This is a genomic window from Variovorax sp. SG517, assembly GCF_013376045.1.
Lineage (GTDB): Bacteria > Pseudomonadota > Gammaproteobacteria > Burkholderiales > Burkholderiaceae_C > Variovorax.
In genome coordinates this window covers 310,036-329,099 of record NZ_JABMJG010000004.1, presented here as the reverse complement: position 1 = coordinate 329,099, position 19,064 = coordinate 310,036, and the positions used below count along the sequence as shown (strand labels likewise).

13 protein-coding genes are annotated in these 19,064 nt (G+C 69.3%); 6 read left to right on the top strand and 7 right to left on the bottom strand.

Features of this window, described 5'->3' with window-relative positions; translation table 11 throughout:
• Positions 1–70: 70 nt before the first annotated feature.
• The 4 genes from FHT32_RS14205 to purB form a co-directional block, all read right to left on the bottom strand.
• Positions 71–631, bottom strand: a complete 561-nt coding sequence (locus FHT32_RS14205; protein WP_176665259.1) for a YaeQ family protein — start codon at positions 629–631, stop codon at positions 71–73.
• 25 nt (positions 632–656) lie between these two features.
• Positions 657–2,792 (bottom strand): TonB-dependent siderophore receptor, encoded by a 2,136-nt coding sequence (locus FHT32_RS14200; RefSeq protein ID WP_176665581.1) that lies wholly within the window; start codon positions 2,790–2,792, stop codon positions 657–659.
• A 94-nt stretch (positions 2,793–2,886) separates the two neighbouring features.
• The gene (locus FHT32_RS14195) at positions 2,887–4,038 is read right to left on the bottom strand and encodes a PepSY domain-containing protein (protein WP_176665258.1); all 1,152 of its coding nucleotides are present in this window, start codon (positions 4,036–4,038) and stop codon (positions 2,887–2,889) included.
• Positions 4,039–4,172: 134 nt separating this feature from the next.
• Entirely contained in the window at positions 4,173–5,552 is a 1,380-nt protein-coding gene (purB, locus tag FHT32_RS14190; protein WP_176665257.1) for an adenylosuccinate lyase, read from the bottom strand.
• A 130-nt stretch (positions 5,553–5,682) separates the two neighbouring features.
• Here purB and FHT32_RS14185 point away from each other — a divergent pair, with 130 nt between their 5' ends.
• Positions 5,683–6,294: a glutathione S-transferase N-terminal domain-containing protein gene (locus FHT32_RS14185; RefSeq protein WP_176665256.1), complete on the top strand. Its 612-nt coding sequence runs from the start codon at positions 5,683–5,685 to the stop codon at positions 6,292–6,294.
• A gap of 508 nt (positions 6,295–6,802) precedes the next feature.
• Here the strand turns inward: FHT32_RS14185 and FHT32_RS14180 are convergent.
• The gene (locus FHT32_RS14180; protein ID WP_176665255.1) at positions 6,803–7,417 is read right to left on the bottom strand and encodes a glutathione peroxidase; all 615 of its coding nucleotides are present in this window, start codon (positions 7,415–7,417) and stop codon (positions 6,803–6,805) included.
• Positions 7,418–7,545: 128 nt separating this feature from the next.
• On the opposite strand from FHT32_RS14180, the gene FHT32_RS14175 reads away from it, so the two are divergent.
• From FHT32_RS14175 to FHT32_RS14165, 3 genes are all read left to right on the top strand, one after another.
• Positions 7,546–8,403: a ferritin-like domain-containing protein gene (locus FHT32_RS14175; protein ID WP_176665254.1), complete on the top strand. Its 858-nt coding sequence runs from the start codon at positions 7,546–7,548 to the stop codon at positions 8,401–8,403.
• Between the two features lie 91 nt (positions 8,404–8,494).
• Positions 8,495–9,385 (top strand): RNA polymerase sigma-70 factor, encoded by an 891-nt coding sequence (locus FHT32_RS14170; protein WP_176665253.1) that lies wholly within the window; start codon positions 8,495–8,497, stop codon positions 9,383–9,385.
• An 89-nt stretch (positions 9,386–9,474) separates the two neighbouring features.
• A complete protein-coding gene (locus FHT32_RS14165) occupies positions 9,475–9,936 on the top strand; it encodes a carboxymuconolactone decarboxylase family protein (RefSeq protein WP_176665252.1) in 462 nt (153 codons plus the stop codon).
• A gap of 19 nt (positions 9,937–9,955) precedes the next feature.
• On the opposite strand, the gene FHT32_RS14160 is transcribed toward FHT32_RS14165, so the two are convergent.
• Positions 9,956–11,146, bottom strand: coding sequence for a septal ring lytic transglycosylase RlpA family protein (locus FHT32_RS14160; RefSeq protein WP_176665251.1), 1,191 nt, complete (start codon positions 11,144–11,146; stop codon positions 9,956–9,958).
• Positions 11,139–13,952, bottom strand: a complete 2,814-nt coding sequence (glnE, locus tag FHT32_RS14155) for a bifunctional [glutamate--ammonia ligase]-adenylyl-L-tyrosine phosphorylase/[glutamate--ammonia-ligase] adenylyltransferase (protein ID WP_176665250.1) — start codon at positions 13,950–13,952, stop codon at positions 11,139–11,141. Before glnE ends, FHT32_RS14160 begins: the two co-directional genes overlap by 8 nt.
• Before the next feature lie 25 nt (positions 13,953–13,977).
• Here glnE and FHT32_RS14150 point away from each other — a divergent pair, with 25 nt between their 5' ends.
• Positions 13,978–18,183, top strand: a complete 4,206-nt coding sequence (locus tag FHT32_RS14150) for a YhdP family protein (RefSeq protein ID WP_176665249.1) — start codon at positions 13,978–13,980, stop codon at positions 18,181–18,183.
• Positions 18,180–18,995, top strand: coding sequence for a carbon-nitrogen hydrolase family protein (locus FHT32_RS14145; protein ID WP_176665248.1), 816 nt, complete (start codon positions 18,180–18,182; stop codon positions 18,993–18,995). The genes FHT32_RS14150 and FHT32_RS14145 overlap by 4 nt, the downstream gene beginning before the upstream one ends.
• Positions 18,996–19,064: the final 69 nt, after the last annotated feature.

Genomic DNA, 19,064 nt, shown 5'->3' with positions numbered 1-19,064 from the left:
CGGGCCGCAGGTGTTGCCCCCGGTAGGGGTTGGCGAAGCGCACGAAGTGCGCGCAGCCCGGGGGCGAGCCTTATCTCCAGCGCAAGGGTTCGATGTCGACGCTGTTCGTGCCGTCGCCCAGCGTCAGCGTGTTCTCCTGGATCGTCGCCTGCAGCTGCATGCTGCGCTGCGCGAGCGCGGCCAGTGCCTGCGAGGCGGCCGTCGGCACGCGATACACCTTCAGGTTCTGCGGCCGCGTGAGCTTGTTCTCGATGCCGCGCCACCAGATCTCGGCGGCGTGGTTGAAGGCGTAGACGATCACTTCGTCGGCCTTGTTGCAGGCCTTGATGATGGGCTTGTCCTCCGGCTGGCCGACCTCGATCCAGAGCTTGACCTCGCCCGTGAAGTCGCGAAGCCACACGTCGGGCTCCTCCACGTTCGACAGGCCGGCGCCGAAGGCCAGCGTGCCGTCGCCGTTGCACACGTCCTGCAGCTGGTGCGCGTTGAGCGCGAGCGCCACGAGGCGGATCATCATCCGCTCGTCGGTCTCGCTGGGGTGGCGCGCCAGGGTCAGCGCGTGGTCGGCGTAGTAGCCGTGGTCGATGTCGGCCACCGCGAGGGTGGCCTTGAAGATGGTGGATTTGAGGGCCATGGGTGCGCGAGTTTAGGCCCGCGCGTCAGAACGCCACCGACGCCTGCAGGTAGACCGTGCGCGGCTGTCCCACGTACTTGCCGCCGTTGTTGTCCACCGAGCGGTTGAAGTAGCGGCGGTCGAACAGGTTCTTGATGCCCACGGCGACCTTCAGGTTGCTCATCGACGGTCCGAAGTCGTAGGCCGCGCGCAGATTCATCGTGGCGTAGCCGGGGATGTCGCCGAGCCGGCCGCTGGCGTCTTCCAGCGTGACGTACCTTGCGCCGTCGTCCGGCGAACCCGGCGAGCGCTGCTTCGACTGCGCGTAGATGTCGGCGTTGAAGGTCCACGGCCCGCGCTCGTAGCGCGCGCCCAGCGTCGCCACCTGGCGCGAGTAGAAGGGCAGGTCGCGCCCTGCGAAGGCGCCGGCCTTCGAGATCGCCTGCGTGTACGTGTACGTGCCCGACACCGACAGCCCCTTGAGCGAATCGCTCAGCGTGCCGAGGTCGTAGCGCAGCGCCGATTCCAGCCCGCGGTGGCGCGTCGCGCCCAGGTCGGTCCACTGGCCGACGTCGCCGGTGATGGAGCGCGCCAGCAGCAGCTCCTTGTCGAAGTTGATGTTGAACAGCGTGAGCTCGCCGCTCCAGGCCTCGCCCTTGTAGTGCGTGCCGATCTCGTAGGTCTTGGCCTTCTCGGGATGCAGCCCGGTGGTCGACTGCGCGAGCTGTGCGTACTGCTGCGGCCCGAACGACACGCCGGCGTTGGCGAACACCGACCAGCGATCGCTCGCGCGATAGAGCACCGACAGCGTCGGCAGCCACTCGTCGGAGTCGATCTTCGGATAGATCGCGCTGGTGGCCCGGCCGTTCGTGATGGTGTAGACGTCGTTGAACGAGCGGATCGATTCGTGCCGCACGCCGGGCGTGATGGTCCAGTTGCCGAAGTCGATGCGGTCGTCGATGTAGAACGCGTGCGCGGTCGTGCCGCCCTTGCTGGTCTGGTAGGCGGGGTTGGCCAGGCCGAAGGCGTTGAAGCCCGGGCGCGGCTGGTAGTAGGCGCTGCGCGTCGCCACCTCGGAAGCCTCTTCCTTCAGGTAGCGATAGCCGAAGCTGACTTCCTGCACCACGCTGCCCGAATCGATCAGGCGCGAGTAGCGGGGCTCGACCGCGAAGGTCTTGTAGTTGCGCGGCGCCGAGGTGAGGCGCCGACGGCCATTGTTCGTGCCGGTGCCTTCCTGCTCGAGGAAGCTGCTGCGGTACGAGTCCGTGTAGTAGGTCAGCATCTCGAACTTGTTCACGCCGTCGTTGTGCGTGTACTTCACCGAGCCGTCGGTGCGGCGGCCGGTGAACTCGTCGAAGGGGCGGTCCGACTGGAACGGGTTGGCCGCGAACTGCGCCGTCGTCAGGCCGCCGGGCATGCGGCCCTTGCCCTCGAAGTGGTGCAGCGTGACGGCGACGTCGTCCGTCTTCGAGATGCGGTAGGCGCCCTTGAGCATCAGGTCGTCGATGCTCGTGTGGTCGTTGCTCTGGCGGAAGCCGTCGCCGTGCGTGCCGGAGTACAGCAGCGCGAGGCCCAGGCCGTTCTCGTTGGTGCCGCCGATGAAGAGGCTGGGCGTGGTCTTGGTGCCGCCGCCGTGGCCGGCGCTTTCGACGCCCACGCTCACCTCGCCCGAGAACTGCTTGGGGATCGAGCGCGTCACGAAGTTGATGATGCCGCCCACGTTCTGCGGGCCGTAGCGCACCGAGCCCGCGCCGCGCACCACGTCGACCGCCTCCAGGCTGCCGAGCGACAGCGGCGCCAGCGACAGCTGCGGCTGGCCGTAGGGCGCGTAGGCCAGCGGCACGCCGTCCAGCAGCACGGTGGAGCGCGGCGACAGGCGCGAGGTCAGGCCGCGCACGCCCACGTTCAGCGAGATGTCGCTGCCGCCGGTGCCGTTGCTCTCCTGCACCTGCACGCCGGGCACCTGGCGCAGTACGTCGCGCACGCTGGACGAGCCGCTTTCCTGGATCTGCTTGCGCTCGATGATGCTCCGGGCGCCCGGGTGCTCGAGCACCTTGGTTTCGCTGGGGCTGCCCAGCCAGTCGCCGGTGACGGTGATGGTTTCGAGCGACTTCGCCGCGTCGGCGGCTGCGGGCTCGGCTTCCGCGGCGAAGCCCTGCAGGCTCAGGGGAAGCAGCGCCATCGCGATGGCTGTGCGTTTGTGCGTGAACAAGAGAGATCCCTCCAAGGGTTTTCTGATGGTGATGAAACTGGGTGCAGGCAGGGCTCGGAACCGATCAAGGCGCCGTGGTGCCGCGGGATAGCTGGCCGTCGTTGTCACGGGCCGCTGCCGCCGCGGCGCGGCGGCGCCACCAGAGCCAGACGCCGCTCAGGCCCAGCCCGGCGAGCGCAAGCCCCAGCAGCGCCGTGACCGCTTCATGCAGCGGGCCGCCGAGTTCGCCGGTGTGCAGCGGATAGATCACCGCCACCGCGCCGTTGCCGGCGTCGAGGTCCTGCCACTTGCGCGCGGCCAGCACCTCGCCGGTCACCGGGTTCAGCCACACCGAGCCGATGCCGTTCGGATGCGGATCGTCCGGCAGGCGGAAGCGCACCCGCATCGGCCGGCCGGCCTTGGCTGGCACCTGGATGAAGCCGATGGGCTGGCCGGGGTAGACCTGCTGCGCGCGCGCCACGAGCTCGTCCAGCGGCAGGAGCGGACCGGTCGCGGCACCCTTGGCGATCACCGGCGCCTTGACGGGCTGCTGGCCCATGGCGCTGGAGATGAAGTTGCCCAGCGGCCGCCACGCCATGTACGCGCCCGTGGCCACCGACACCGCGATCAGCAGCCCGAGCACCGCGCCGCCGGTGCGATGCAGGTCGAACAACCCGCGCAGCAGGCCGCGGTCGAGCACGATGCGCAGCGACGGCGGCCAGCGCACCGGCCACCACAGCACGATGCCCGTGACCAGCAGGAACAGGTAGGCCAGCGCGGCGAAGGCGAGCACGCCCTTGCCGGTGTCGTCCAGCAGCAGGCTGCTGTGCAGCTCGAAGAGGAGGTTGTAGGCGCCCTCGTGCGTGCCGCGGCGTCCCTGCTCGGCGCCGGTGGCGGGGTCGAGGTAGAGCGTGCCTTCCCATTTGCCGCGCACCCGCACCTGCAGCGTGTCGGCGGGCTTGCGCGGCGGGCGCAGCGTGAAGTCGGCGTTGGCTCCGAACTCGGCCGCGAGGCGCTGGCGCAGGGGCTCCAGCGGCAGCACGGCCTTGGTGGCGTCGCCGGCCGGGGCCGAACGCGCCGAATGGGCGATGAAGAAATCGGGATGTGCCCAGCGGTCGAGCGGCAGCCCCACCACCAGCATGGCGCCGAGCAGCGCGGTGAGGGCGAGGATCGGACCGAGCGTGAGGCCGGTCCAGCGATGGACCTTGAGCCAGAGGCGTCTCAGAGGGGCGCGCATGACCAACAGAAGGGCGGCGGGCCCCTCGGAGAATGTTGTTGGCTGGCGCCCGGCAGGGGGCGTTGGCTGGAAAAGAGCTGACCGCCGACGCAAAACAGCCGCCTGAAGGCGGCTGTCGCATCGGTACGGGAAGCTTAAATTCTACCGGCGAGCTCCGCCGCCTTGCCCACGTAGCTGGCCGGTGTCATGGCCAGCAGGCGGGTCTTTTCCTCTTCGGGAATGGCCAGCGAGCGGATCAGCCCGTGCAGCGCCTCGGCCGTCACGGTCTTGCCGCGCGTCACTTCCTTGAGCTGCTCATAGGCGCCCTGCACGCCGTAGCGGCGCATCACCGTCTGGATCGGCTCGGCCAGCACTTCCCACGAGGCGTCGAGGTCGGCGGCCAGCGCTTCGTCGTTCAGTTCGAGCTTGCCCAGGCCGGTCGCCAGGCTGGCATAGGCCAGCGTGGCATAGCCGAAGGCCACGCCGATGTTGCGCAGCACCGTGCTGTCGGTCAGGTCGCGCTGCCAGCGGCTGATGGGCAGCTTCTCGCTCAGGTGGCGCAGCACCGCGTTGGCCAGGCCCAGGTTGCCTTCGGCATTCTCGAAGTCGATCGGGTTGACCTTGTGCGGCATCGTCGAGGAGCCGATCTCGCCCTTCTTCAGGCGCTGCTTGAAGTAGCCCAGGCTCACGTAGCCCCAGATGTCGCGCGAGAAGTCGATGAGGATGGTGTTGGCGCGGGCCACCGCGTCGAACAGCTCCGCCATGTAGTCGTGCGGCTCGATCTGGATGCTGTAGGGCTGGAAGCTCAGGCCCAGGCCCAGCGGCGCGGGCGTCTCGACGACCTTGCGGCTGAAGGCTTCCCAGTCGAAGTCGGGCCAGGCGGCCAGGTGGGCGTTGTAGTTGCCGACCGCGCCGTTCATCTTGCCCAGCAGCAGCACCGCGGCGATCTGCTCGCGGGCCTTCGACAGGCGCACCGTCACGTTGGCGATTTCCTTGCCGACGGTCGTCGGGCTGGCGGTCTGGCCGTGCGTGCGCGAGAGCATCGAGACGTTGGCGAACTGGTGCGCCATTTCGCGCAGCTTGGCGATCAAGCCATCGATGGCCGGCAGCACCACCTTGTCGCGCGCGGCCTGGATCTGCAGGGCGTGGCTGGTGTTGTTGATGTCCTCGCTGGTGCAGGCGAAGTGCACGAACTCGGCGGCTGCGAGCAGCTCCGGGCGGGCCTCGAACTTCGACTTGATCCAGTATTCGACCGCCTTCACGTCGTGGTTGGTGGTCTTCTCGATCTCCTTGATGGCCAGCGCGTCGGCCTCGGAGAAGTGCGACACCAGGCCCAGCAGGTACTTGCGGGCGCCGCCGGTGAGGGGCTTGAATTCGGCGAAGCCGCAGTCGGACAGCGCAATGAACCACGCCACCTCGACTTGCACGCGCCGGTGCATATAGCCCTGTTCGCTCATCAGCGGACGCAGCGCCGCGAGTTTGGCCGCGTAGCGGCCATCAAGGGGGGAAAGGGCGGAAACGGTGGAAAAGCTCATGCCCGAATTTTAGGCGGCCGCCGACCCGTGGGGCCGGCATCGCGCTTTGGGGGCGATTCGGGTCCTGGTTTTCCCGTTCACCTAAAATGACTATTAACAAACGTCATCAATGCATAGGGAGAGAGCCTTCATGAAACTGATCGGATCCGCCGCCAGCCCCTACGTGCGCAAGGTGCGCGTGGTGCTGGCCGAGAAGCGGCTCGATTACCAGTTCGTGATCGAAGACGTCTGGTCTGCCGACACCACCATCTCCAACTCCAATCCGCTGGGCAAGGTCCCCTGCCTGATCATGGAAGGCGGCGAGGCGATGTTCGACTCCCGCGTGATCGTCGAGTACCTGGACACCCTGTCGCCCGTCGGCAAGCTGATTCCGCAGCAGGGCCGCGAGCGCGCCGAGGTCAAGACCTGGGAGGCGCTGGCCGACGGCGTCATGGACGCCGGCGTGCTCTGGCGCCTGGAAGCCACCTGGTCCGGCCGCGCCGACGGCGAGCGCAGCGCCGCCTGGATCGAGCGCCAGCGCGCCAAGGTCGAGGACGGCGTGGCCGCCATGGCCAAGGGCCTGGGCGACAAGCCCTTCTGCAGCGGCATCCACCTGAGCCTGTCGGACATCGCGGTGGGCTGCACGCTGGGCTGGCTGGACCTGCGCTTTCCCGAGATCGACTGGCGCGGCGACCACGCCAACCTCGCGAAGCTGTACGACAAGCTGATGCTGCGGCCCAGCTTCATCGACACCAAGCCCTGACGAAAAGGCGCCTCCGGGCGCCTTTTCTTTCATCCGCTTTTTCGTCCCTCGGGCGTGGCGCCTGCGCGGCGTGTGTTGCCCGATCGTTGCCATATGGGCTCGGCCACCGAAGTGGTCACTGGCTTAGGGAGGGGTGATGGAAGCCGCGTCGCGCAGCGAGTGCGCCGCGGACAGTCCCGGGATGCCGGCGCCGGATGGGCGATGCGGGAAGGCCGCGTCATCGCGACCTCCGTCCCGGCTGGAATACAAAAATGCTGCGAGGCGCCCCGACGCGAAGGAGGGAGGGAGGGAGGAGGAGAAGAATCGCCTCGGGATTTCGACCAGACGGCAAGCGCCCGGAAGACCTCGCAACATGAAAACCGTAGGGCAGTCACTGCCCACGCGAATTAGGAGCGCGGCATCCGCGGCACGGTTCCCGTCCGTTTGGTAAACGTTTGTGTCCTCGAGTTCACAATGGGATGGTCGCATCGGTGAATCACCGGTGCGTCTTCCCGTGAACCAGTGGGTCTCAATTGGGCCCGAGCTGTTTCTCGATCACGCTCACGAAGCCGTTTTCATCGGGTGCCGTCATGCTCGACCAGGCCTGCACGACCTTGCCGTCGCGCCCGATCAGGTACTTGTAGAAGTTCCACTTCGGCGTGGTGCCCGAGGCCTGCGCGAGCTGCTTGAAGAGCGGATTCGCGTCCGTGCCGCGCACCGAGGACTTGGCGAACATCGGGAATTTCACGCCGAAGGTGCTTTCGCAGAAGTCGGCGATCTCCTTGTTGGAGCCCGATTCCTGGGCGAAATCGTTCGAGGGGAAGCCCAGCACCACGAGCCCGCGCGAGCGGTACTTCATGTCCAGCGACTCCAGGCCCTTGTATTGCGGCGTGAAGCCGCAGAAGCTGGCCGTATTGACCACCAGGACCACCTTGCCGGAGTACTGGCACAGGGATTGGGGTTTTTCGTCCTGCAGCCGCGGGAAGGTGTGCTGAAGGATCGCCGGGCATCCCGCGGCCTCCGCCGGGGCGGGCGCGGCGGCGGCCGTCTGGGCGTGCGCCGGAAGGGCGGAAACCAGGCTCGCCACGAGGGAAACCGCGGGGGCGCAGCGCCACAGCGTCGACAATCGGAAGGGGGTTCGCATCGCGGGCTCCTGATTCAAAAAGGGGTTGCGCATCCATGCCGCAAGGGCGCGCGTATCCGCATCATCGCGCGTCTGTCACGGGCGCGCCAAACGGGCCGATTAAAATCGACGGCCTTAGAAAGATATAGATGCTCTATCCGGAACTCTTCAGACAACTCGAATCCGTCCGCTGGGACATGGACAAGGACATTCCCTGGCAGTCGTTCGACGCTTCCTTGCTGTCGGAAGAGCAGGCGCAGACCATCAAGATGAATGCCATCACCGAGTGGGCGGCACTGCCGGCCACCGAGATGTTCCTGCGCGACAACCGGCACGATAGCGACTTTTCCGCTTTCATGTCGATCTGGTTCTTCGAGGAGCAGAAGCACTCGCTGGTGCTCATGGAGTACCTGAAGCGCTTCAGCCCCAAGCACGCGCCCACCGAGGAAGAGCTGCACGAAGTGCGCTTCGACTTCGACCCGGCCCCGCCGCTGGAAACCCTCATGCTGCACTTCTGCGGCGAGATCCGCCTCAACCACTGGTACCGCCGCGCCGCCCAGTGGCACACCGAGCCGGTCATCAAGCACATCTACACCACGCTGAGCCAGGACGAAGCCCGCCACGGCGGCGCCTACCTGCGCTACATGAAGCGCGCCATGGAAAAGTTCGGCGACGAGGCCCGTGCCGCGTTCACCAAGGTCGGCGTCCTGATGGCCAGCGCCCGCCGCACGGCGCAGGCCCTGCACCCGACCAACCTGCACGTCAGCAAGGCGCTCTTCCCGCGCGACACCATTCAGAGCCGCATGCCCGACCCCGACTGGCTCGAGCACTGGCTGGACAAGCAGATCAAGTTCGACGCCGTCTGGGAAACCAAGGTCGGCGAGCGCATCCTGCACAACCTGAGCCTGCTGATGAACCGCAGCTTCAAGACGGTCCAGGAGCTGAACCGCTACCGCAAGGAACTGGCAGCTACTCTAGGCCCCAAGCCCGAATACCAGGGCGCCTGAGCCCCGGAACACTGGAAAACGCCCCGCATGCCGGGGCGTTTTTTTTGCAGAATCCATGTCACAAACCGGAGACGCCAGCCGTCTAGCCCGCATGGACGACGCAACCCTCACCTTCGACCGCCACCGCCCCCGCCTGCAGGGCATCGCCTACCGCATGCTCGGATCCGTGGCCGAGGCGGAAGAGGTCGTGCAGGACGCCTGGCTGCGCTGGCATGAGGCCGACCGGGACACCCTCGACAGCGCCGAAGCCTGGCTGGTGACCGTGGTCACGCGCCTGTCGATCGACCGGCTGCGCGCCGCCAAGGTCCAGCGCGAGCACTACGTCGGCGCCTGGATGCCCGAGCCCACACTGACCGGCGCGCACGATTCGCCCGCCACGCCCGAACAGCTGCTCGAGCGCGCCGACAACATCTCCGTCGCCTTCCTCGCCGTGCTGGAGCGCCTTGCGCCCGAGGCCCGCGCCGCCTTCCTGCTGCGCGAGGTGTTCGACGCCGACTACGACGAAATCGCCCTCACCCTCGGCAAGACCGAGGCCGCCTGCCGCCAGCTCGTGCACCGCGCGAAGCTCCAGGTGCAGGAAGGGCGCCCGCGCTTTTCCGTGCCGCGCGAGACCCACGAGCGCCTGCTGCGCGCCTTTGCCGACGCCGCCGCGCGCGGCAGCCTACACGAGCTGAAGGCGCTGATGTCCGAGGACGTCGAGCTCATCGGCGACGGCGGCGGCAAGGTGCAGAGCTTCAGCAAGATCCTGCGCGGCAGCCAGCGCCTCGCGCAGCTCTATTACTCGCTGTGGCGCCGCGTGGGGCCGGCGGTGCGCATGGAAATCGTCGAGATCAACGGCGAGCCCGGCATGCTGCGCTTTCTCGACGGCGAGCTCGAATCGGCCCAGACCTTCGAGATCGAGAACGACCGCATCGTGCGCATCCGCGCGCAGCGCAATCCCGACAAGCTCGCGCGCATCGCGCAGCTCTTTTCCTCGAAATAGTTCGCGCGGCGTGTCACAGGGTGCCTGGTTCGCCCGTCTTCAGTAGGTAAGCAGATCGATTCCATCGCAACCCACTGGAGAAACCAACCATGAACACCACCGCACGCCTGAACTGGTTCAAGCTGGTCCCGAAGTCCTTCGAGGCCATCCTCGGCGTCAACGCCACCATCGAGTCGAGCACGCTCGGCAAGGTGCTGGTCGACTACGTCTACGCCCGCGTCTCGCAGATCAACGGCTGCGCCTACTGTCTCGACATGCACGTGCGCGACCTGCGCAAGCAGGGCGAGGAATGGCAGCGCATCAACAGCCTCGCCACCTGGCGCGAGGTGAGCTTCTTCAACGAGCGCGAGCGCGCCGCTCTGGCCTGGGCCGAATCGCTCACGCGCCTGGCCGACCGCTACGACGCGCGCGACGCCGAGTTCGCGGCGCTCAAGGCCAACTTCAGCGACCTGGAGATTGCCGAGCTGTCGGTGGCGATCGCGCAGATCAACACCTGGAACCGCCTCAACGTCGCCAGCGGCGTGCCGGTGGCGGTCAAGCCGCTGCTCTGATCGGAAGGCGCGCAGGCGCCTACCTGCGCTCCACCACCATCGGCGAGATGTGCAGGTTCTCGCGCAGCTGGCCGACCACCTCGCCGGCTGCGTTGCGCGAGGCGAAAGGCCCGGCCTGCAGCCGGTGCGTTCCGGCCTCGCTGAACACGCGCAGCTGCGGCGCCAGCGACGGCACGCCGCGCGCGGCCTGGTTCAGCAGGCTCTCGGCGCCGTCCCGCTCGCGGAACGCGCCCAGTTGCACCCAGAAGCCGGGGAGCGCCGCGGCGGGCCGCTGAGCGATGTTCGCGGGCAAGGGTGCCGGCGGCACAGCCGCCTGCAGCGGAGGCAGTTCGTTGACCACGATGGCTTGCCGGCCCGGTGGAATGGAAGGCGGCGACTGCGCCGATTCCGGCTCCGCCCCCGTCCCCGGCGGCAGGGCCGCGGCCATCGGCGTCTGCGGAGCGACAGGCATCGTCGATGCCGGCTGCGGCATGTCGTTGCCGGCCGCTGCGACCGGCGCCGCCCATTCGGCCGGCACCCGCACCTGCTGCTGTTGCGGCGGCAGCGGTGCGCTTGCTACGCGCACGGGCGCCGTGCGCACCGGCGCGGGCGCTTCGGCGGCGGCATACGCCGTTCCCGAATCGCGCCGCCATGCGCCCGTGCGGATGTCGTCGTTGGTGATCCGCTCGATCTCCACCGGCGCCACGCCGCGCAGCAGGTCGAGCTTGAGCGCAGCCGTGTAGCTCAGGTCGATGACGCGGCCGTCCACGAAGGGGCCACGGTCGTTCACGCGCACGATCACCTCGCGCCCGTTGGCCGGGTTGCGCACGCGCACGTAGCTCGGCAGCGGCAGCGTCTTGTGCGCGGCCGTCATGGCGTACATGTCGTAGGGCTCTCCGCTGGACGTGGACGCCGCGTGGAACTTGCGCCCGTACCACGAGGCCAGCCCCGATTCGCGGAACGGCCGGTCGTCGGTGATCGGCGCGTAGCCGCGGCCCAGCACCGTGTAGGGCTTGCTGGTGCCACCGCTGGTGCGGATCGGCTCGATACGCGGCTCGGCGTCGGGCACGTTGGCGAGGTCGGGCGGGATGTTGGTGCCCGGGCCGTCGCGGCCGCTGGCCACGCCGCCCCCGCTGCGCGGACCGCTGGCGCAGCCCGCAAGAAGAACGGCGACGGCTACCGCGCAGGCCGCCAGCGCGGTGGTGGCTGGGGAACGGGTTCCCTCAGCCAAATACGGCCTTCCACAGCGCCAGCATGGCGTCTCGTTCGGCCGCCAGCGCGGGCGGCGTGACCTGCGTGGGCTCCTCGTTGAGGCGCGCGCGGTGCTGCACGCGGCGCAGCTCGCGATAGGCGCGCGCCGCGCTGCGGCCCACGCCCTCGGGCAGCAGGCCGGCCAGTTCGGCGCGCAGCAGCAGGGCGATGTTGCCCACGTTCGGAATCAGCTCCGGGTGCTCGGCCGAGGACGACAGCACCAGGAACTGCACCGCGAACTCGGCATCGACCATGCCGCCGGGGCTGTGTTTCACGTCGAAGCGGTCGGGCTTCACCGGCCGCGCGCCGCGCAGCTTGTTGCGCATCGCGATGATCTCGGCCTTCAGCGCCTCGCGGTCGCGCGGCGCCACGAGCACGGCCTCGCGCACCTGGTCGAAGCGCGCGCCGAGCTCGGCGCCGTGGTCCTCGCTGCCCAGCACGAAGCGCGCGCGCGTCATGGCCTGGTGTTCCCAGGTCCACGCGGTGTTGCTGCCGCGGCCGAGCTGGTACTTCTCGTAGGCCTCGAAGCTGGTGGTCAGCAGGCCGGAGTTGCCGTTGGGGCGCAGGGCGGTGTCGATCTCGAACAGGTCGCCCTCGCGCGTCTTCACCGTGAGCCAGTTGATGAGCTTGCGCACGTAGGCCGCGTAGACCTCGCCGGCGCGCTCGTCGTCGTCGTCGTAGACGAACACGATGTCGAGGTCGCTGCCGTAGCCCAGCTCCTTTCCGCCCAGCTTGCCGTAGCCGATGATCGCGAACTGCGGCACCTCGCGGTGCCGGTTGCGCACGTGCGGCCAGCACCAGCGGGCGGTCACGCGCAGCGTGGCGTCGGCCAGCGCGCTGAGGTCGTCGGCCACCTGCTCGACGGTGAGGCGGCCGTCCACGTCGCGCGCCAGGGTGCGGAACACCTCGGCGTGGTGCGCGTGGCGCAGCAGGTTCAGCAGCCGTTCCTCGTCGGCCTCGCCGGTGCGGGTGAGCGATGCGTGGCGCGCGTCGAGCTCGCGCTCGAACTCGGCGGCGACGAAGCGGCCCGAGAGCATCTCGTCGCTCGCGAGCTCGTCGATCACGCCGGGGTGCTGCATCAGGTAGCGCGCCGGCCACTTGGCCGCGCCCAGCAGGCGCAGCAGGCGTTCCTGCACTGCCGGGCGTTCGACCAGCAGTGCCAGGTAGCTCTCGCGGCGCATCAGCGGCTCGATCCAGTCGGCCCAGCGCATGGCGGCGTCGACATGGCGCGGGGTCTGGCCCGCGCCGTCGCCATCAGGCTCCTTGAGCCACTGGCCGGTGCGTTGCACCAGCTGGCGCAGGCGCGCGCGGGTTTCCTCGCGCAGGGCCAGCACGCGGGGCTGTTCGCACCAGTCGCGGATGCGCTCGGCGAACACCGGAGGCAGGTCGCCGAGCAGGTCGGCCAGGTCGGCGGGCGCGGCGGCCTTCTTGCCGCTGCACTTGCCGTTGCAGGGCTTCTCGCCGCCCAGCAGCTTGTCGAACTCCTGCGCGACGAACTCGCGGTGCGTGTCGAGCTGCTCGAGGAAGGGGCAGCAGCTGGGATAGCCCATGCTCTGGGCGATCCAGCGCAGGTCGTCGTCGGACACCGGCAGCACGTGGGTCTGCTGGTCGTCGAGGTACTGGATGCGGTGCTCGACGCGGCGCAGGAACTCGTAGGCCGCGGCCAGCGCGTCGGCGGTTTCCTGCGGCATGAGGTTGGCGCGCGCCAGGCGCTGCAGCGCATCGAGCGTGGGCCGCGTGCGCAGCTCGGGGAACTGACCGCCGCGCACCACCTGCAGCAGCTGCACGGTGAACTCGATCTCGCGGATGCCGCCGCGCGAGAGCTTCACGTCGTTGGCGCGTTCAGGGCGGCCGGCGCTGCGGCGCGCCGACTGCTCGCGGATCTGCCGGTGCAGCACGCGCAGCGAATCGAACACGCTGTAGTCGAGGTAGCGTCGGAACACGAAGGGCAGCACTGCGCCGCGCAGCCCCTGTGCCTGGCCCGCGAGCACGATGTCGCGCGGCGCGACCACGCGGCTCTTCATCCAGGCGAAGCGCTCCCACTCGCGGCCCTGCACCTGGAAATACTCTTCCAGCGCATCGAGCGAGACCACGCTCGGGCCCGAGTTGCCGTTGGGCCGCAGCGCCAGGTCGACGCGGAACACGAAGCCGTGCTCGGTGGTGTCGCCCACCAGCGCGTAGATGCGCTTCACGGCACGCGCGAAGTACTCCTGGTTGGCCAGCCGGCCGCGGCCGTCGGCGTCGCCCTGGGTCTCGCCGTCGACGTCGTAGAGGTAGATCAGGTCGATGTCGCTCGACACGTTGAGCTCGCGCGCGCCGAGCTTGCCCATGCCCACGATCCACAGCTGCGCACGCTGGCCCTCCGGGCCGAGCGGGGCGCCGTGCGTGGCGTCGAGCTCGCGGCAGGCCTCGCGGCATGCGATGTCGAGCGCCAGCTCGGCCAGCTCGGTGACTGCGGTGGTCACGACGGCCAGCGGGGCCTGCTCGTCGCAATCAAGAGTTACAAGCCGCTCCATCACGAGCTGCCGCACAATCCGGAGTGCATCGCCGATACCGTCCCCTCGCTGGCGCAGGGCCTCGTAGGCCACCGTCATCGATTCGCGCCGCGGCGCGCCAGGGGGAAGGAATGAAAGCTCCGCCGCATACCTGCGGCGCAGGCGCTGCACGAACCTCGAATACGAAGAGAAGGCGTCTTTCGGCGCCGAAGAAATGGGAGAAATGGTGTCTGGCAACTGGTTCACACCGATGCTGGTTTCCGTGGAACCCGTCTGAATGCTGGCGGTCATAATTCCGGACACAGCGCGATCCTCAATGAACGACACGGCGTCTTCCCCTTCACGTCTGCTCAAAATAACCGCTGTGACGGCGCGCTGGCTGCTGGGTCTGTTGATCGCTGCATGGCTTCTGCTGGCGCTGTCAGTCGTTGTCCTACACGCGTGGATTGTGCCGCGAATCGGCGATTTTCGTGACGCGCTCGAGGCGCAGGCTAGCAAGGCCATCGGCGTGCCGGTTCGCATCGGATCGATCACCGCCCGCTCCGAAGGGCTTTTCCCGGCCTTCGAACTGCGCGACGTGGTGCTGCAGGACGCGGACAAGCGGGAGGCCCTTCGCCTCGCACGCGTGGTGGCCAGCGTGTCCCCGCGCTCGCTGTGGCGGCTCAACTTCGAGCAGCTCTACATCGAGGGGCCGCAGCTCGACGTGCGCCGCGACACTCAGGGAAAACTCCATGTGGCTGGTTTGCACATGGCGACCGATACGACCGGAGAAACCCGCGGCGCCGACTGGTTTTTCGCGCAGCGCGAACTGGTCATCGAAGGCGGCACGGTGCGCTGGACCGACGAGCAACGCCAGGCCGAGCCCCTGCTGCTGACCGACGTCCGCTTCGTCGCGCGCAACAGCGCCAGGCGCCACAGCCTGCGGCTCGATGCCACGCCGCCGGCCGGCTGGGGCGAGCGCTTCACGCTGCGCGGCCAGTTCCGCCAGCCGCTGCTGTCCATCCGCAGCGGCCACTGGCAGACCTGGGACGGCCAGCTCTATGCCGACCTGCCCTATATCGACGTCACCCGGCTCGGCCGGTACGTCTCGCTCGACGCCCGCATCCGCGAGGGCAACGGCGCGCTGCGCCTGTGGGCCGACGTGGACGACGGCCAGGTCGTCGGCGGCGCGGTCGACCTGGGGCTGGACAAGGTCGACGTCTCGCTCGACAAGGGCCTGCAGCCGCTGGTGCTGCGTGCCGTCACCGGCCGCCTCTCGGGGCAGCTCACCGAGGAGACGCTGGAGTTCTCCACCACCGCGCTGCAGTTCGACACCACCGACGGCATGCGCTGGCCCGGCGGCAACCTGTGGCTGCAGCACACGCCCGGAAGGGGCCGCACGCCCGAGCACGGCGCAATGCGCGCCGACCGCCTCGACCTGGCCGCCCTCGCCCTCATCGCCGACCGGCTGCCGCTGGGCGATGCCACGCACCGCCTGCTCGATGCCTATGCGCCGCGCGGCCTGGTCGAGCACGTCGACCTGAACTGGCAGGGCTCGCTGGGCGCGCCGAGCCGCTACCAGGCCAAGGGCCGCGTGAGCGGGCTGCGCATCGCGTCCCAGCCGTCCAAGGCGGACGCGGCGGCACCGGCCGCGATCACGGCCACCACCTCCAGTGCCACCGGCACGGCCACGCCACCGCCGAAGATCCACACCGGCACCCCCGGCCTGAGCGGCGCCACCGTCGACTTCGACGCCACCCATACCGGCGGCACCGCCACGCTCGCCATCGCGCAGGGCACGCTCGAATTCCCCGGCGTGTTCGAGGAGCCGGTCATCCCCGTCGACCGGCTCTCCACGCAGCTGCAGTGGAAGCTCGACAGCGGCAACGGCAGCGCCCAGCTGCAGATGTCGAAGCTCAGCTTCGCCAACGCCGACGCCGAAGGCGAGGCCCAGGCCAGCTGGCGCACCAGCGATCCGGCCGCGTCGAGCGGCAAGTCTCGCTTCCCGGGCGTGCTCGACCTGCAGGGCAAGCTCACGCGCGCCGACGGCACCCGCGTGTTCCGCTACCTGCCGCTGGACATTCCGCAGCACACGCGCGACTACGTGCGCGAGGCCGTCACCAAGGGCGTCGCGAGCAGCGTCGACTTCCGCGTGCGTGGCGACCTGCACGACATGCCCTTCAAGGACCCGAAGCAGGGCGACTTCCGCATTGCAGCCAAGGTGTCCGACGTCAACTACGCCTACGCCCCGCCCGCCGTCACGGCCGCCACGCCTTCGCGCAACGGCACGCCGGCGCGCGTCTGGCCGGCGCTCACCGGCCTTTCGGGCGAACTGGTGTTCGAGCGCGACAGCATGCTGGTGCGCAACGCGCGCGGCCGCCTGGCGGGCACCAACGGCGTGGAGGTGACCAAGGGCGAGGCGCAGATCCCGGAGCTGTCGCACCATGCGCAGGTGCTGCGCGTCGACGTGCAGGCCAAGGGGCCGCTGGCCGAGGTGCTGCGCGCGGGCGCGCCGCTGGCGGGCATCGAGCCGGGCGGCGTGGGCGAAGTCATGCAGGCCGCTCGCGCCACCGGCTCGGCCGACTACAAGCTGCACCTCGAACTGCCCCTGGAGGCCATGGACAACGCCAAGGTGCAGGCCAGCGTGGTGCTGGCCGACAACGAGCTGCAGGTGGTGCCCGAGGCGCCTTCGTTCTCGCAGGCGAAGGGCACCGTCAACTTCACCGAGACCGGCTTCTCGCTGGCCGGCGTGCAGGCCAGGCTCCTGGGCGGCGACGTCCGCCTGGAAGGCCGCGGCCGCTTCACCGGCCCCAACCGCGAGGTGGCCCTGAAGGCGCAGGGCACGGCCACCGCGGACGGCCTGCGCGGCGCGCGCGAGGTCGACTGGCTCGCCCGCCTCGCGAAGAAGGCGACCGGCAGCACGCCCTACGCGGCTACCTTCTCGGTGCGCGAAGGCACGACCGAGTTCTCGCTCAACAGCAGCCTGCAGGGCCTCGCGCTGCAGCTGCCGCCGCCGCTCGTGAAGGCGGCCGAGGAGCAGATGCCGCTGCGCATCGAGAAGAAGGTGCTCGCGCGCGAAACCACGAAGCAGGGCGCGACGGTGGCCACGCAGGACCAGCTCTCGCTCGACCTGGGCCGCGTCGGCGCCGTGCAGTACGTGCGCGACCTGCTGGCCAACGGCGAGGCGCGCGTGGTGCGCGGCGGCATCGGCGTGGGCCTGGCGCAGGGCGAGACGGCCAGCCTGCCCGACAAGGGCGTGTTCGCGAACGTCAACGTCGCCAAGCTCGACATGTCCGCCTGGCAGTCGCTGCTCGGCGAGGCCGGCGGCGCGGGTGCCGAATCGGCGGAGCGCCCCGACGATCCGTCGATGGCCTACCTGCCCACGCGCATCGCCGTGCGCGCGCAGCAGCTGGGCATCGCGGGCCGCACGCTGCACAACGTGGTGCTCGGCGGCACGCGCGACGGCGGCGTCTGGCGCGCCAACATCGACGCCACCGAGCTCAGCGGCTATGCCGAGTACCGCCACGCGCAGGCAGGGCGCCTCTATGCGCGGCTCGCGCGGCTGAAGATCGCGCCCTCCGAGGCCACGCAGGTCGAGGCCCTGCTCGACGAGCAGCCAGGCACCCTGCCGGCGCTGGACATCGTGATCGACGACTTCGAACTGCTCGGCAAGCGCCTGGGCCGCGCCGAGATCGATGCGGTCAACCGCGGCGGCGCGGGGCGCGAATGGGCGCTCAACAAGCTGGCCTTCACCATGCCCGAGGCCAGCTTCGCGGCCAAGGGCACCTGGGCCGCGGTGCCCGGCGCGGCGGCCGGCCAGCGCCGCACCGCCATGACCTTCAGGCTCGACATCGCCGATGCCGGCGAGCTGCTCACGCGCTTCGGCATGCCGGGCGTGCTGCGGCGCGGGCGCGGAAGGATGGAAGGCGACGTCAACTGGCGCGGCTCGCCGTTCTCGCTCGACTACCCGAGCCTGGGCGGGCAGTTGCAGGTCGACGTGGAACAGGGCCAGTTCCTCAAGGCCGACCCGGGGCTTGCCAAGCTGCTGGGCGTGCTGAGCCTGCAGGCGCTGCCGCGCCGGCTCACGCTCGACTTCCGCGACGTGTTCAGCGAGGGCTTCGCCTTCGACTTCATCCGCGGCGACGCGAAGATCAGCAAGGGCATCGCCAGTACCAACAACCTGCAGATGAAGGGCGTCAACGCCGCGGCGCTGATGGACGGCTCGGCCGACATCGTGCGCGAGACCCAGGACCTGCGCGTGGTGGTCGTGCCCGAGATCAACGCGGGCACCGCGGCGCTGGTGGCCACCGCCATCAACCCCGCCGTGGGCCTGGGCACGTTCCTTGCGCAGTGGGTGTTGAGCAAGCCGCTCGCGGCGGCGGCCACCCAGGAGTTCCATATCGAAGGCACCTGGGCAGACCCCAAAATAGCGAAGGTGCCGCGCACGCTGCAGCTCCTGCCGCAGACCATTCCCGGCGCGCCCGGTTTGCCGCCCGCCTCGCGGACCGCGGACGACGGCAAGAAAACGGAGACCAAGCAATGAAAGTCGCAGCCATCCAGATGGTGTCGGCCATCGCCCGCGAAGCCAACCTCGCGCGCGCCCACGACCTGCTCGCGCAGGCCGCCGCGGCCGGCGCCGAACTCGCGGTGCTGCCCGAGTATTTCTGCATGATGGGCGCGCGCGACACCGACAAGCTGGCCCTGCGCGAGACGGCGGGCGCGGGCACGGTGCAGGGCTTCCTGGCCGACGCGGCGCGCGAGTTCGGGCTGTGGATCGTCGGCGGCACGCTGCCCATCGAGAGCACCGACGCCGAGCACGTGTTCAACAGCTCGCTGGCCTTCTCTCCCGACGGGCGCTGCGTGGCGCGCTACGACAAGATCCATCTCTTCTTCTTCGACAACGGCACCGAGCGCTACGACGAGCGCCGCGTCATCGCGCCCGGCGCGAAGCCGGTGGTGTTCGAGCTGCCCTCGCGCGACGGCCACCGCTGGCGCGTGGGCATGAGCGTCTGCTACGACCTGCGCTTTCCCGAGCTGTACCGCGCGCTCGCGAAGCAGGGCGCCGACCTGCTGCTGGTGCCCAGCGCCTTCACGCGCACCACCGGCGCCGCGCACTGGGAGGTGCTGCTGCGCGCCCGGGCCATCGAGAACCTGGCCTGGGTGGTCGCGCCCGCGCAGGGCGGCACGCACGAGAACGGCCGCCAGACCTGGGGCCAGTCGCTGGTCGTCGATCCGTGGGGCACGGTGGTGGCACAACAGGCCACCGAGGAAGGCGTGGTGCTGTTCGACATCGACGCCGCGAAGGTGCAGAGCACGCGCACGCAGTTGCCCGTGCTCTCGCACAGCGTTCTTTAGATGACCCCCAGGCTTCGCGCACTTCGTGTCGCTGCGCCAACCCCCTTCCAGGGGGCAACACCGGCGGCC

Excerpts from the sequence above, each read along its gene's own strand:
- FHT32_RS14170 (WP_176665253.1), top strand. The coding sequence starts at position 8,495 with ATGGACGACGCAACCCTCACCTTCGACCGCCACCGCCCCCGCCTGCAG.
- FHT32_RS14150 (WP_176665249.1), top strand. The coding sequence starts at position 13,978 with ATGAACGACACGGCGTCTTCCCCTTCACGTCTGCTCAAAATAACCGCT.
- FHT32_RS14195 (WP_176665258.1), bottom strand. The coding sequence starts at position 4,038 with ATGCGCGCCCCTCTGAGACGCCTCTGGCTCAAGGTCCATCGCTGGACC.
- FHT32_RS14185 (WP_176665256.1), top strand. The coding sequence starts at position 5,683 with ATGAAACTGATCGGATCCGCCGCCAGCCCCTACGTGCGCAAGGTGCGC.
- FHT32_RS14205 (WP_176665259.1), bottom strand. The coding sequence starts at position 631 with ATGGCCCTCAAATCCACCATCTTCAAGGCCACCCTCGCGGTGGCCGAC.
- FHT32_RS14145 (WP_176665248.1), top strand. The coding sequence starts at position 18,180 with ATGAAAGTCGCAGCCATCCAGATGGTGTCGGCCATCGCCCGCGAAGCC.
- FHT32_RS14200 (WP_176665581.1), bottom strand. The coding sequence starts at position 2,792 with ATGGCGCTGCTTCCCCTGAGCCTGCAGGGCTTCGCCGCGGAAGCCGAG.
- FHT32_RS14165 (WP_176665252.1), top strand. The coding sequence starts at position 9,475 with ATGAACACCACCGCACGCCTGAACTGGTTCAAGCTGGTCCCGAAGTCC.
- purB (WP_176665257.1), bottom strand. The coding sequence starts at position 5,552 with ATGAGCTTTTCCACCGTTTCCGCCCTTTCCCCCCTTGATGGCCGCTAC.
- glnE (WP_176665250.1), bottom strand. The coding sequence starts at position 13,952 with ATGACCGCCAGCATTCAGACGGGTTCCACGGAAACCAGCATCGGTGTG.
- FHT32_RS14175 (WP_176665254.1), top strand. The coding sequence starts at position 7,546 with ATGCTCTATCCGGAACTCTTCAGACAACTCGAATCCGTCCGCTGGGAC.
- FHT32_RS14180 (WP_176665255.1), bottom strand. The coding sequence starts at position 7,417 with ATGCGAACCCCCTTCCGATTGTCGACGCTGTGGCGCTGCGCCCCCGCG.